A 13,409-nucleotide genomic window follows, 5' to 3' on the forward strand; every position below is an offset into this window, starting at 1 on the left:
TCGCCGCTTCCCATGACAATGCGTCTGAAAATGTGACCTGAATTGATCCTGGTCATGGCCCCGGGGCGCCCCGCCTGTCCATGTCTGGTGTTTTGCAGGATCACCAGAATTGTGTCGAGCGGGAGCAACGCCATGAACATCAGGGATAACAGCCGATACCACGAGGTCCATGCCCGCTCGCTCCGCGACCCCGAGGGATTTTGGGCCGAGGCGGCGGCCGAAATCGACTGGATCGAGCCCGCGAAGAAGATCTTCGATCCAAGCTTAGGCCTTTACGGCCGCTGGTTCGCCGGCGCGGTGGTCAATACTTGTTACAACGCGCTCGACCGTCATGTCGCTTCTGGCCGCGCTGATCAGCCGGCATTGATTCATGATTCGCCGCTGACAAACAGCGTCACCACATTGACCTACGCGCAGATGCTGCGGGAAGTGCAGACCCTCGCCGCGGTCATGCAGGACTTCGGCGTCGTCAAGGGCGACCGCGTCATCCTCTATATGCCGATGGTGCCGGAGGCGATGATTGCGATGCTGGCCTGCGCGCGGATCGGCGCCGTGCATTCGGTGGTGTTCGGCGGCTTCGCGGCCAAGGAACTGGCGACGCGGATCGAGGACGCCAAGCCAAAACTGATTTTTTCGGCCAGTTGCGGGATCGAGCCCGGGCGCATCGTGGCGTATAAGCCGCTGCTCGACGAGGCGATCAGGCTCTCCAGCGTCAAGCCGCAGGCCTGCATCATCCTGCAGCGGCCGCAGCAATCCTGCGACCTGATCCAGGGGCGCGATCACGACTGGGCCACGCTGCGCGATGCCGCGCTCAGGGACGGCAAGGCGGCGGCGTGCGTGCCGGTTAACGCGACCGACCCGCTCTATATCCTCTACACCTCAGGGACGACCGGCAAACCCAAGGGCGTGGTGCGCGACAATGGCGGGCATCTGGTCGCGCTGAAATGGTCGATGTTCAATCTCTACGGCGTCAAGCCGGGCGAGGTCTGGTGGTGCGGCTCCGACATCGGCTGGGTGGTCGGCCACAGCTACATCATCTACGCGCCGCTGTTTCATGGCGCGACCTCGATCATGTACGAGGGCAAGCCGGTCGGCACCCCCGACGCCGGCGCGTTCTGGCGGGTGATCGCGCAGCACAAGGCCGTGGCGCTGTTCACCGCGCCGACCGCGTTTCGCGCCATCCGCAAGGAAGATCCGGAGGGCAAATTCATTCGCCAATATGACCTCTCGAAATTCCGCACGCTGTTTCTGGCCGGCGAGCGCGCCGATCCGCCGACGGTGGAATGGGCCGAGCAGCAATTGAATGTGCCTGTCATCGATCACTGGTGGCAGACCGAAACCGGCTGGTGCATTGCCGGCAATCCGGTGGGGCTCGGCCTGTTGCCGGTCAAACACGGCTCGCCGACGGTGCCGATGCCGGGCTATCAGGTCGACGTGGTCGACGAAGCCGCGCGACCGCTGCCCGCCGGCACCATGGGCTCGATCGTCATCAAACTGCCGATGCCGCCGGCCTGCCTGCCGACCTTGTGGGAGCAGGACGAGCGCTGCAAGGAAGCGTATTTCAACGAATTCCCCGGCTACTACAAAACCTCCGACGCCGGCTACAAGGACGCCGATGGCTATGTCTATGTGATGGGCCGCACCGACGACATCATCAATGTCGCCGGCCATAGGCTTTCCACCGGCGGCATGGAAGAGATTCTCGCGTCGCATCCCGACGTCGCCGAATGCGCGGTGCTCGGCGTCAAGGATGCGATCAAGGGCGAGGTGCCCTGCGGCTTTCTGGTGCTCAAGGCCGGTGTCACGCGAAGCCATGCCGAGATCGAGAAGGATATCGTGGCGCTGGTGCGCGACAAGCTCGGCCCGGTCGCGGCCTTCAAGCTCGCGATCACGGTGGGCCGGCTGCCCAAGACCCGTTCCGGCAAGATCCTGCGGGGCACCATCAAGAAGATCGCCGACGGCGACCCCTGGACCATGCCCGCCACCATCGAGGATCCCAAGGTGCTGGACGAAATCGGCGACGCGCTGAAGGGAAGGGTGTGACAGCCGGTTGTCATTCCGGGATGGTGCGTAAGCACCAGACCCGGAATCTCGAGATTCCGGGTTCGTGTCTTCGACACGCCCCGGAATGACGAACCAACGTCATGCCCGGACTTGACCCGGGCATCCATCTGACCTCAAGAAATGGCCTTGTTTTCGATGGATTACCGGATCATTGAGCGCGAATGGTAGGTATGATCGACTGGATATTGAATGCAGCTTAGACCCGCGAAATTCTGCACGGCGCTGATACTGCTCGCCCTGGCGCTGTCCGCCTGCGCGCGGCGCGGCGAGGTGCCGGTCACGCCGACCCTTGCCGAGGATGACGACACCTTCTGCCGCGCCAACAATGTCGCCGCCGGCTCGCCCGAATATGTCGCCTGCCGCAAGGACCGCGACGTCCAACGCGCCAACGCCGCCGCGCGCGCCGACAAGCAGCAGCGCAATCTCGGCGAATACATGCTGAACAATCCGGTTAAGCCGTAGCGCGCCGGACTCCGGCGCGACTCTTCTCATCCAGGGATTATCCAACATGGACATCAAGGTCAGGGATTCCAACGGCGCGCTTCTCGCCGAGGGCGACAGCGTCACGCTGATCAAGGACCTCAAGCTGAAGGGCTCGTCCACGGTGCTCAAGCGCGGCACCGTGATCAAAAACATTCACCTCACCGACAACGAGGATGAGATCGAAGGCCGCACCGACAAGGTCAAGGGTCTGGTGCTGCGGACGGAATTTTTGAAGAAGGCGTGAGGGGTGCGGGCGCAGAGCGCCGCGAGAGGGCGGAGTTGTTTTTGAAATTTATCGACGTCATTGCGAGGAGCGAAGCGACGAAGCAATCCACGCTTACTTTGCCGCCATATGGATTGCTTCGCTTCGCTCGCAATGACGGTGTTGGAACAGCCAGGGCTGTTTGAAATGTGAGGTCGATGTGCACGCAAACACACTCGTCAAGCCCGGCAATGACGTCTTGACGGTATTCGCGCAGCCCGCCGACTCATCCGGGAAATACCCGCTCTCAGCTCGCGATGCTGCCGAGCTTGGCGCCGATCGCGACCACCAGCATCACGCCGCCGGCATAGGCGAGGTATTCCGGGTGGTGGCAAAACATCGGTGCCGTCGAGCAGACGTCACTGGCCCATTGCGTGCCGACGGAAATCTCGCCGGCCGCCTGGTAAAACAGGAACGCCGCTCCGCCGAGCAACAATGCGATCAGAAATGAGAGTCCGGCCATGTCAGGATTCGTCCCGATTGTGACGAATTATGCGCCTTCCACGGCCGAAAGTAATCTCCGGAAGTTGACGCCCCGGAAATATTACTCGTCGTCCTGCTTCTTGCCGCCGATGGTCTTCAGCTTGGCGAACACGGCATCGACGTTGAGATCGTCGCGCTGCTTCTCGGAGGGCTCGAATTCCGGTTCCTTGCGGGTGGTCTCGGAGGCCGGCAGCAGGGTGGCGCCGCCGTAGGCGGTATCGGTCGGCTTTTCCTTGGCGGCGCGCTGCACCTCGAAATCGAGCTCGATCTGCGAGCACAGGCCGAGCGTCACCGGGTCCATCGGGGTCAGGGTCGAGGCATTCCAGTGGGTGCGGTCGCGCACACTGGCAATGGTGGTCTTGGTGGTGCCGACCAGGCGCATGATCTGCGCGTCCTTCAATTCGGGGTGGTTGCGCACCAGCCACAGGATCGCGCTCGGCCGCTCATGGCGGCGCGAAACTGGCGTATAGCGCGGGCCCTTCTTCTTGGCCTGCGGCGGCAGCGCCACCTTGCTCTCGCCGAGTTTGAGCCGGTAATTCGGGTCCTTCTCGCCCTTTTCGATCTCGTCGCGGCTGAGCTGGCCGGTCGAAATCGGGTCCATGCCCTTGATGCCCTGGGCGGCGTCGCCATCGGCGATGGCGCGGACCTCGAGCGGGTGCATTTTGGTGAAATCCGCCACCTGGTCGAAAGTCAGGGCGGTATTGTCAACCAGCCACACGGCAGTCGCCTTTGGCATCAGCGGTGCATTGCTCATGGCAAATCTCCTTTGCGCTTCGCCCACCTCAGGGAGGCGAAGCCGTGGTCATCAGCGATGACGGGAATTACGGCCCTATATAAGCCGTCTGGGGCTAACCGCGCAATGGTTTGCTGACCGGCCTTGACAGCGCCCGAAAGGCGTCCCAAGTCCTGTCTGCTAGAGTCCTTCTCTGCCAAGTCCTTTACCGGATTGTCCTTTATTTGAATTGGCCGTTCCCGCCCGGCTTTGGGGGGTGTTTAGGTCCGAGATCGCCCCTATGCCAGCCAAACCACCCCTGAAAATCGTGCTTTGTTCGCCGCGGGGCTTCTGTGCCGGCGTGGTGCGGGCCATCGATACCGTCGAGCGGGCGCTGACCATCTATGGCGCCCCGGTCTATGTCCGCCACGAGATCGTCCATAACCGCTATGTGGTCGATAGCCTCCGGACCAAGGGCGCGATTTTCGTCGAGGAACTGGCCGAAATCCCCGACAATACCAACGCCCCGGTGGTGTTTTCGGCCCACGGGGTGCCCAAATCAGTGCCGGCGGACGCCCGCGCCCGCAATTTCTTCTCGCTGGATGCGACCTGCCCCCTGGTCACCAAGGTGCACCGCGAGGCGGCGATCCATTTCAAGCGCGGCCGCGAGATCCTGCTGATCGGGCATTCCCATCATCCCGAAGTGGTCGGCACGCTCGGGCAGTTGCCGCCGGGCGCGGTGACGCTGATCGAGACCGCGCACGATGCCGCGACCTTCACGCCGAAGGACCCCGACAACCTCGCTTTTGTGACGCAGACCACGCTGTCGATCGACGACACCGCCGAAATCGTCGCCATGCTCAAGGAACGGTTTCCGAACATCTCCGGTCCGCACAAGGAAGACATCTGCTACGCCACCACCAACCGCCAGCTCGCGGTGAAGAAGGTGGCGCCGGTGGTCGATGCCCTGATCGTGGTCGGGGCGCCGAACTCGTCGAATTCGCAGCGGCTGCGCGAAGTCGCCGAGCGCGAGGGCTGCCCGATCGCGGTTTTGGCGCAACGCGCCAGCGATATCGACTGGTCGCGATTCAGCGGTCTCAAGAGCCTCGGCATCACCGCGGGCGCCTCGGCGCCGGAAGTGATCGTCGAGGAGATCATGGGCGCGTTCGCCGAGCGTTACGAACTGCATGTGGAGACGGTCTCGGCCGCGGAAGAGAACGAGTTCTTTCCGTTGCCGCGTTCGCTGCGGCCCGACGCAGCGGAATAGTCGCGATGGCGGTTTATACCGACGTCGCCGCCGACGAACTTGCGGAATTCCTGGGGTCTTACGACATCGGCGAATTGCTGTCCTACAAGGGCATCGCCGAGGGCGTCGAGAATTCCAACTTCCTGCTGCACACCTCGGCCGGATCTTTCATCCTGACGCTATACGAGAAGCGCGTCGCGCGGAGCGACCTGCCGTTCTTTCTCGGCCTGATGACGCATCTGGCGTCGCGCGGCATCAGCTGCCCGCAGCCGCTCAGGAATAAAAGCGGCGAGGCGCTGGGCGTGCTGGCCGGTCGTCCGGCGGCGATCATCAATTTTCTGGAAGGCATCTGGCCGCGCAAGCCCAATGTGGCGCATTGCGCCGGCGTCGGCCAGGCGCTGGCGAAGATGCATCTGGCCGGCGCCGATTTTGCGATGTCGCGCGCCAATGCGCTGTCGGTGTCGGGCTGGCGTCCGCTGTTCGAACAGGCGGCCGCACGCGCCGACGAGGTGCAGCGCGGACTACGCGATTTCATCGGCGCCGAGCTCGATCATCTCGAGGGCAATATCTGGCCGAAGGATCTGCCGCAGGGCGTGATCCATGCTGACTTGTTTCCGGACAACGTGTTTTTTCTCGGCGAGCGGGTGTCGGGTTTGATCGATTTCACCTTCGCCTGCACCGACATGCTGGCCTATGACGTCGCGATCTGCCTCAACGCCTGGTGTTTCGAGAGCGATTGTTCGTTCAACGTCACCAAGGCGCGGGCCTTTCTGGGCGCCTATGGCCGCGAGCGGCCATTGTCGCAGGCCGAGCAGAATGCGCTGCCGCTATTGGCGCGCGGTGCCGCGTTGCGCTTCCTGCTGACGCGGCTGGTCGACTTCCTCAACGTTCCCGAGGGCGCGCTGGTACGGCCAAAGGACCCGCTGGAATATGCCCGCAAGCTGCGGTTTCAGCAGAGCGTGGCGGGCCTGCGCGATTACGGCGTCGCAGCCTCGGGACAGATGGCGTGAACTCACTCCCCGTGGTCACGATTTACACCGACGGCGCCTGCTCGGGCAATCCCGGGCCGGGCGGCTGGGGCGCGATCCTGAAATTCGGCGACGTCGAAAAGGAATTGAAGGGCGGCGAGGCGCATACCACCAACAACCGCATGGAATTGATGGCGGCGATATCGGCGCTGGAAACCCTGAAGAAGCCGTGCACCGTCGATCTCTATACTGACAGCCAGTATGTGCGTCAGGGCATCACCGGCTGGATCCATGGCTGGAAGAAAAACGGCTGGCGCACCGCGGACAAGAAGCCGGTCAAGAATGTCGACCTGTGGCAGCGGCTGGATGCGTCGCTGCACCAGCACCAGGTGCGCTGGCACTGGGTCAAGGGTCACGCCGGCCACGATGCGAACGAGCGCGCCGATCAACTGGCGCGCGACGGCGTCGCGATGGCGAGGTTGAAGACGTAGCTGGAAGGGCAGGGCGGGCTGCCCCACCCACCCTTGTCATCACCCGCGAATGCGGGTGATCCAGTATTCCGCGGCGTTTGCGATGAATCGAGAGGCCGCGGCGTACTGGATCGCCCGGTCAAGCCGGACGACGACGGTGGTGATTGTCGTAAGGTAACCGCGCTTACAACTGCCCCAGCAGCGTATCGCCGCCGGAAACCTCGACCTTGCCGGGCGCCGGCTCGAGATTGAGCTTCTTGACGACGCCGTCATCCACCAGCATCGAGTAGCGGTGGGAGCGGATGCCGAGGCCGTTGCCGGAGGCGTCCAGTTCCATGCCGATCGCCTTGGTGAAGTCGGCGTTGCCGTCGGCGAGGAAGGTGGCTTCGTCGCGCTGGTCGGTGTCGCGCTTCCAGGCGTTCATGACGAAGGCATCATTGACCGACACGATCGCGATGGTGTTCACGCCCTTGTCCTTGATGGCGTAGGCGTTCAGAAAAATGCTCGGCAGATGCATCTTGTGGCAGGTGCCGGTATAGGCGCCGGGCACCGCGAACAGCGCGACCTTCTTGCCCTTGAAGATGTCGTCGGTGGTCTTGACCTGCGGACCTTCCGCGGTCATCACGCGAAATTTGGCTTCCGGCAGCTTGTCGCCAACTTTGATGGTCATGGTCAATTCTCCTTGCAATGGGCTGACATGTCTTAAACCGGGCAGGCTGCGGGCACAATATTAGCTGCCAAGGAAATTAGATTCCAAAGGAAACGGCAATGGTCCGGCATGTTCACTGTTCTGTCATCAGCCGGAAAATCCGCCATTGTCGAGAAAGGCCTGTTCTTCCGGCGTCGTGCTCCGTCCCAGAACACGATTGCGGTGGGGAAAGCGCCCGAACCGGCGGATGATGTCGGCATGATCCTCGGCATATCGCAGATTGTCGGGATTGCCGGTTTTGCGAAATAGCTCGACGCAGCGCTGCTGGTCGGACAATTGCTCCGAATGCATCAACGGCATGTAGAGAAATTCCAGCAGAAGCGCCTCGATACGCATGTCCGCGCCGCGTGCGATGGCGCGGCTCGCGACCTCGCGGGCCAGCGCATCGCTGGAATAGGTCATGGCGTCGTCGCGAAACATATTGCGTGGAAACTGGTCCAGGATGATGACCAGCGCCAGCGCGCCGTCGTCGGATGTTTCCCAGGACGACAGCCCGCCGACCGCCGCCTGCTGCCACAGGCCCAGAAATCTGCTTCTTACATCGGCATCGAAGGTGGCATCGCGCGCGTACCAGCGCTCGCGGCCGGCCTCGCGCCAGAACGCAAGGATCTCGCCGGGCGTCACATCGCGAGCGTCGGTCGTCAACAAACGCTCGCGGTCTTGCTCGGTCAGGCGGCCGCGGCCTTCTTTTCATCCCGCAATTCACGGCGCAGGATCTTTCCGACATTGGTCTTCGGCAGGCTGGCCCGAAATTCGATCTGTTTCGGGATCTTGTAGTTGGTCAGTTGCGTGTGGCAGAACTTGATGATGTCTTCGGCCGTCACGTTCGGATCCTTCTTCACGACAAAGGCCTTGACCGCTTCGCCCGACCGCGAATCCTCGACACCGATCACGGCGCACTCCAGCACGCCGGGATGGCTCGCGATCACTTCCTCGATCTCGTTGGGATAGACGTTGAAGCCCGATACCAGGATCATGTCCTTCTTGCGATCGACGATCTTGGTATAGCCGTCCGCCGTCATCACGCCGATATCGCCGGTGCGGAAGTAGCCGTCCTTGGTCATTACATTGGCGGTCTCTTCGGGCCGGTTCCAGTAACCCGCCATCACCTGCGGGCCCTTGGCGCAGATCTCGCCGGGCTGGCCGAGCGGCACCTCGTTGCCGTCATCGTCGCGGATCGAGAGATAGGTCGATGGCACGGGCAGGCCGATCGATCCCGAGAACTTGTCGATCGTCGCGGGGTTGCAGGTCAGCGTCGGCGAGGTCTCCGACAGGCCGTAGCCCTCCGACAGCGCACAGCCGGTGACTTTCAGCCATTTCTCGGCGACCGGTTTCTGGGTCGCCATGCCGCCGCCGTTTGAAACCTTCAGCTTGGAGAAATCGATCTTGTCGAAGCCGGGCGTATTCAGCAGGCCGTTGTAAAGCGTGTTGACGCCGGGGAAGAAGTTGATCTGGTATTTCATCAGTTCCTTGACGAAACCCGCCATGTCGCGCGGATTGGGAATCAGCAGATTGGTGCCGCCGGCGCGCATTCCCAGCAGGTAACACGCCGTCAGCGCGAAGACATGGTAGAGCGGCAGCGCGCAGACGATCAAAAGCTGGTCGACATGCGGCGGCTTCTCCAGGGCCGGCTGCAGCCAGGCGTCATTCTGCAGCACATTGGCGAGAATGTTGCGATGAAGCAGCGTCGCGCCTTTGGAGACGCCGGTGGTGCCGCCGGTGTATTGCAGGAAGGCGACATCCTCGGGCGCAATCTTCGGCTTGGTGAACATCAGGCTGCGGCCGGCCGCGACCGCATCGTTGAAGGTGACCGCGCCCGGTATCGAATAGGCCGGCACCATTTTTTTCACCCGCCGCACCACCAGGTTGACGATCACGCCCTTGAGGCCCAGCATATCGCCCATGCTGGCGACGATGACATGCTTCACCGCGGTCTTTGCGATCACCTGCTGTACGGTGGTCGCGAAATTCTCCAGCACGATGATCGCCTCGGCGCCGGAATCCTTGAGCTGGTGTTCGAGTTCGCGCGGGGTGTAGAGCGGATTGACGTTCACCACCGCATAGCCGCCGCGCAGCACCGCGGCGGTGGATACCGGATACTGCAACACGTTCGGCATCATCAGCGCGACCCGCGCGCCCTTCTGCAGACCCTTGCTCTGCAGATAGGCGGCGAGCGCCAGCGACATCTCGTCGAGGTCGCGGTAGCTGACCGACTTGTCCATGCAGATGAAGGCCTTGCGGTCGCCAAATTTCGCAAAGCTCTCTTCCAGCAACTCGACCAGCGACGAGTACTGGGTCACATCGATATCGGCGGGCACGCCGGCCGGATATTGCTTGAGCCAGATCCGCTCCATCTTATTTCCCCTCCTGGTTTGCTTCCTCGTTTTTGCCCGTTTGCCGGGACGGGACGCCTTGTTTTAGGCAGTATTGAGCAATGCGGTGGCCGATGGCAAGCGGCGGCGCACCTGGATGGAGAGTGAATTTAAAAAGTACCGGTCCGGCCGGCGGAATCAGCCAAGCCGGCGAGACCGCCCGACCGGCGGAGCCAGCCTGTGCGCGCGGTGCAGCAGCGGTGTTGTGGTCGACCGGCTGGCCTAGCCGGTGGTATTCTTGGGCGCGGGCTTGGACTCAGGCTTGGACTCAGGCCTGGGTTTTGCGGCAGTCTTGGGCTTCGCCGGCTTCGCATCCGGCTTGTCCGCGCCCTTTGATGCGTCCGGCTTGGCGTTGGCATGCCGGGCCGGTTTATCCGCGGATTTCGGCTCGGCGTCCTTGGTGTCGCCGTCCGGCTTTTTTGACGCGACCCGCGACTTCCTGCCGTGATGCCGCGGTGTCTGTTCTTCGACATCCGCGGCGACCGCAGCCAGCAATGCGGCGCCGGTCCTGGTCGGTCCGGTATAAACCACGATCGGCTCGGACGGCGCGGGCGCCGTCGCCATCAGTTCCGACGGCTTCATCATCGGCGGCTGCAGCCCGGCGGCGAAAAACGCCAATGCGGGTCCACCAGTGTCCGCGCCTGCATTGCTCGCAACGCTATCCTCGTCTTCATCGCTGGCCGGCTTGTGGTGCTTGCCGCTGCACATTTCGTCGCGCAGGTTCGGCGGCGAGGCGTCGATCGGCACCAGATTGTCGACGGTGCCCAGCGAGGGGCGCAGCCACGACAGCGAGTTGTTGGCAAAGCCGCGCTCGAGCAGCTGCGCCGCGCGTACCGCGCGCATCGTGCCCGAGGATGCGCCGAGCACCACCGCGATCAGCCGTCTGCCGTTGCGTGTCGCCGACGCCACCAGATTGTAGCCGGACGCGCAAATGAAGCCGGTCTTGAAGCCATCGGCACCGGGATAGCGTCCGATCAGCTTGTTGAAATTCTGCGTGACCCTGCGGCCGTACCGGATCGAGGGGATGTGAACGAAATATTCGTATTCCGGCAGGTCGTGAATGATGGCGCGGGCCAGGATCGCGAGGTCGCGGGCCGACGTGATCTGACCGTCCGCGGGCAGGCCGTTGGGATTGACGTAACTCGTCTGCGTCATGCCGAGCTGCTGCGCGGCCTGGTTCATTTGCGCCGAAAAACCGTCGATCGAGCCGCCGACGCCCTCGGCGAGCACCACGGCCATGTCGTTGGCCGACCGCACCAGCATCATCTTGAGCGCATTGTCGACGGTGACCTGAATGCCCGGACGGAAGCCCATCTTCGCCGGCGACTGCGAGGCGGCAACCGGCGATACCGTCAGCAGCGTATCGAGCGTGATCCGCCCTTCCTTGACGGCCTTGAGCGTGACATAGGCCGTCATCAGCTTGGTCACCGATGCGGGATACCAGGGATAGGTCGCATTCTCGGCCTGCAGCACTTTTCCGGTATCGGCTTCAACCACCAGCAGCGCTTCCGCATGCGCAACGCGCGGCGCGACAACGGCGAGCGTTGCGACGAGAACGATCCAGCTCAACGACGATTTGCAAAGCAACGGGCGAAGAAGATGCACTATCCGATTCCGGTCCTTTGAGACCCGCCTCCAAGAAACATATCTTGAAGGAGGTCCTGACATGTACGTTCGGGTTTCAAGCGTGTCCGGCGCCGTCGCTCACGGCTGACGCAAACCTATACCGGCTTGCCGGTCCGGAACAGAGGCTCGCTGATTAAATCGTGGACGAAATAGGTCAAATTTCGGCGACACTTAAATCTTGACAGCGGCGCTGCCGGTTTCAAGCGCCGCAATGCTGGCCCGTGCAGTCTCCTGCACCATGAACTGGGCCCTTGCGAGTTCCGCGAAACGGCCGCCTTTCGCCACCAGTTCATCAAAAGTTCCGCTTTCGATCACTTGGCCGTTATCGAACACCAGGATCCGCGTCGCATTGCGAATGGTCGACAGCCGGTGGGCGATCACGAAGGTGGTGCGTCCCTTCATCACCTCGTCGAGCGCGGCGTTGACCTTGGCCTCGGTGACGGCATCGAGTGCGCTGGTCGCTTCATCGAGGATCAGGATCGGCGGATCCTTCAACAGCGCGCGCGCAATCGACAGCCGCTGCCGCTCGCCGCCCGACAGCATCCGCCCGCGCTCGCCGGCATTGGTCTCGAATTTCCGCTCGCTGCGTTCGATGAATTCCAGCGCCTGGGCGCGTTGCGCCGCGATCCGCAATTCCTCGTCGGTCGCGTCCGGCTTGCCGACACGCAGATTGTCCGCGATCGAGCGGTTGAACAGCAGCGCCTCCTGAAACACCACGCCGATATTCCGCCGCAGCGCGGTCAGGGTCAGGCCGCGGACGTCCATGCCGTCGATCCTGATGAAACCCGATTGCGGATCGAACGCGCGATGCAGCAAGGCGATGGCGGTCGATTTGCCGGCGCCGGTCGGGCCGACCAGCGCGATGGTCTGGCCGGGCAGGGCGGTGAAGGAAAGATCCTCGACCGCGGGCCGCTTGCCATCATAGGAAAACGATACATCGGCGAACTCGACCAGGCCCGAAAGACGCCCGGTATCGATCGCGTCGGGCCGGTCGCGCACCGCGGGCACGGCGTCGAGCACGTTGAAGAACTCCTGCAGCCGCGGCGCCTCCATGAACACGTTGTTGATGAAGCTGACCACCTGTTCGAGCTTCTGGATCAGCAGGGTGGCGAAACTGACGAACATCACGATCTCGCCGACCGATGTGAGACCCTGCTCGTGCAGCACGATGCCGACGGTGAAGATCGCCAGCACGGTGATGGTGGTCGAGGCCCTGGTGATGACGGTGACCAGCGCCCACCATGACAGCACCGGCATCTGCACCGCCAGCAGCTTGTCGGCGACGAAGCGCAGCCCCTGTACCTCGGCATCGATGCGCACGAAGCTTTGCACCAAAGCGACGTTGCCGAGCGCGTCGGAGGCGCGCGCGGAAAGATCGCTGTAATGCGCCTCGACCTCGTTCTGCATGCCATAGGTCTTGCGCACCACCAGCGTGGTCAGCACCGTGAACACCACGCAGAGAACGAACAGCAGGATCGCCAGCCGCCAGTTGATGTAGAACGCCAGCGGCAGCAGCACCACCAGCGACATGATCGCGGCGAAATGCTCGCGGAAAAAGCCGAGCCAGAGTCGCCATAGCGAATCGGTGCCGTTCAACATCACCTTCATCAGGCGGCCGGAATGGGTGCCGGTGTGGAAGGTCAGCGGCAATTGCATGATGTGTTCGAAATAATTCGTCAGCACCGCCTGGCGCTGGCGGTGTGCCAGCCGATCGGCATGAAGTGCCACGGTGGCGCTGCAGCCGATCGTGAACAGGCCGAAAGCCGCCCAGGCCGCCAATAGCGGCCACGCCGGCGACGACCCGATCGGCCCCGCCGACGGCTTGCCTGACAGAACATCGACGATACGGCCAAACAGCACCGGCTCGGCGAATTGCGCCCCGGCCAGCAGCAGATTGGCGCCGGCCAGGATCCAGCCCAGCCGCGCCTCCTTGCCGAGCAATTCAAGAACGCGGGTATAGAGGCGGAGCATGGACATACCGTAACGGACTCTGGTCGGCGGAATGGACGATCGT

Annotated in this window: 13 protein-coding genes; 6 read left to right on the top strand and 7 right to left on the bottom strand. The window is 62.8% G+C overall.

Going from position 1 to position 13,409, the window contains the following annotated elements; all coding sequences use genetic code 11:
• Positions 1-132: 132 nt before the first annotated feature.
• The 3 genes from ABR948_RS21250 (at position 133) to ABR948_RS21260 (ending at position 2,791) form a co-directional block, all read left to right on the top strand.
• The gene (locus ABR948_RS21250) at positions 133-2,043 is read left to right on the top strand and encodes a propionyl-CoA synthetase (protein ID WP_428121675.1); all 1,911 of its coding nucleotides are present in this window, start codon (positions 133-135) and stop codon (positions 2,041-2,043) included.
• Positions 2,044-2,253: 210 nt separating this feature from the next.
• Positions 2,254-2,526 carry a hypothetical protein gene (locus tag ABR948_RS21255; RefSeq protein ID WP_428121677.1) on the top strand — a complete coding sequence of 91 codons (273 nt, stop codon included), beginning with the start codon at positions 2,254-2,256 and terminating at the stop codon, positions 2,524-2,526.
• Positions 2,527-2,572: 46 nt separating this feature from the next.
• A complete protein-coding gene (locus tag ABR948_RS21260) occupies positions 2,573-2,791 on the top strand; it encodes an alkylphosphonate utilization protein (RefSeq protein WP_028168250.1) in 219 nt (72 codons plus the stop codon).
• Positions 2,792-3,056: 265 nt separating this feature from the next.
• On the opposite strand, the gene ABR948_RS21265 is transcribed toward ABR948_RS21260, so the two are convergent.
• A complete protein-coding gene (locus tag ABR948_RS21265) occupies positions 3,057-3,272 on the bottom strand; it encodes a hypothetical protein (protein WP_428121680.1) in 216 nt (71 codons plus the stop codon).
• Between the two features lie 81 nt (positions 3,273-3,353).
• A complete protein-coding gene (locus tag ABR948_RS21270) occupies positions 3,354-4,046 on the bottom strand; it encodes a DUF1013 domain-containing protein (protein ID WP_428121682.1) in 693 nt (230 codons plus the stop codon).
• Between the two features lie 259 nt (positions 4,047-4,305).
• Here ABR948_RS21270 and ispH point away from each other — a divergent pair, with 259 nt between their 5' ends.
• The 3 genes from ispH to rnhA are packed head-to-tail and all read left to right on the top strand — an operon-like array spanning position 4,306 to position 6,709.
• The gene (gene ispH / locus ABR948_RS21275) at positions 4,306-5,271 is read left to right on the top strand and encodes a 4-hydroxy-3-methylbut-2-enyl diphosphate reductase (RefSeq protein ID WP_428121684.1); all 966 of its coding nucleotides are present in this window, start codon (positions 4,306-4,308) and stop codon (positions 5,269-5,271) included.
• Positions 5,272-5,276: 5 nt separating this feature from the next.
• On the top strand, positions 5,277-6,260 hold the full coding sequence (locus ABR948_RS21280; RefSeq protein WP_428121686.1) for a homoserine kinase: 984 nt from the start codon (positions 5,277-5,279) through the stop codon (positions 6,258-6,260).
• Positions 6,257-6,709 (top strand): ribonuclease HI, encoded by a 453-nt coding sequence (gene rnhA, locus ABR948_RS21285; RefSeq protein WP_428121689.1) that lies wholly within the window; start codon positions 6,257-6,259, stop codon positions 6,707-6,709. The genes ABR948_RS21280 and rnhA overlap by 4 nt, the downstream gene beginning before the upstream one ends.
• A gap of 163 nt (positions 6,710-6,872) precedes the next feature.
• Here rnhA and ABR948_RS21290 read toward each other — a convergent pair whose 3' ends face one another.
• From ABR948_RS21290 to ABR948_RS21310, 5 genes are all read right to left on the bottom strand, one after another.
• Entirely contained in the window at positions 6,873-7,358 is a 486-nt protein-coding gene (locus ABR948_RS21290; RefSeq protein WP_428121692.1) for a peroxiredoxin, read from the bottom strand.
• A gap of 126 nt (positions 7,359-7,484) precedes the next feature.
• A complete protein-coding gene (locus tag ABR948_RS21295) occupies positions 7,485-8,042 on the bottom strand; it encodes a DUF924 family protein (RefSeq protein ID WP_428121695.1) in 558 nt (185 codons plus the stop codon).
• 23 nt (positions 8,043-8,065) lie between these two features.
• A complete protein-coding gene (locus ABR948_RS21300) occupies positions 8,066-9,751 on the bottom strand; it encodes a long-chain fatty acid--CoA ligase (protein WP_428121697.1) in 1,686 nt (561 codons plus the stop codon).
• Between the two features lie 240 nt (positions 9,752-9,991).
• Positions 9,992-11,374, bottom strand: a complete 1,383-nt coding sequence (locus ABR948_RS21305) for a D-alanyl-D-alanine carboxypeptidase family protein (protein WP_428121700.1) — start codon at positions 11,372-11,374, stop codon at positions 9,992-9,994.
• 192 nt (positions 11,375-11,566) lie between these two features.
• Positions 11,567-13,372 carry a glucan ABC transporter ATP-binding protein/ permease gene (locus tag ABR948_RS21310; RefSeq protein ID WP_428121702.1) on the bottom strand — a complete coding sequence of 602 codons (1,806 nt, stop codon included), beginning with the start codon at positions 13,370-13,372 and terminating at the stop codon, positions 11,567-11,569.
• Positions 13,373-13,409 lie beyond the last annotated feature (37 nt).

It is taken from the genome of Bradyrhizobium sp. (assembly GCF_050014615.1).
Lineage (GTDB): Bacteria > Pseudomonadota > Alphaproteobacteria > Rhizobiales > Xanthobacteraceae > Bradyrhizobium.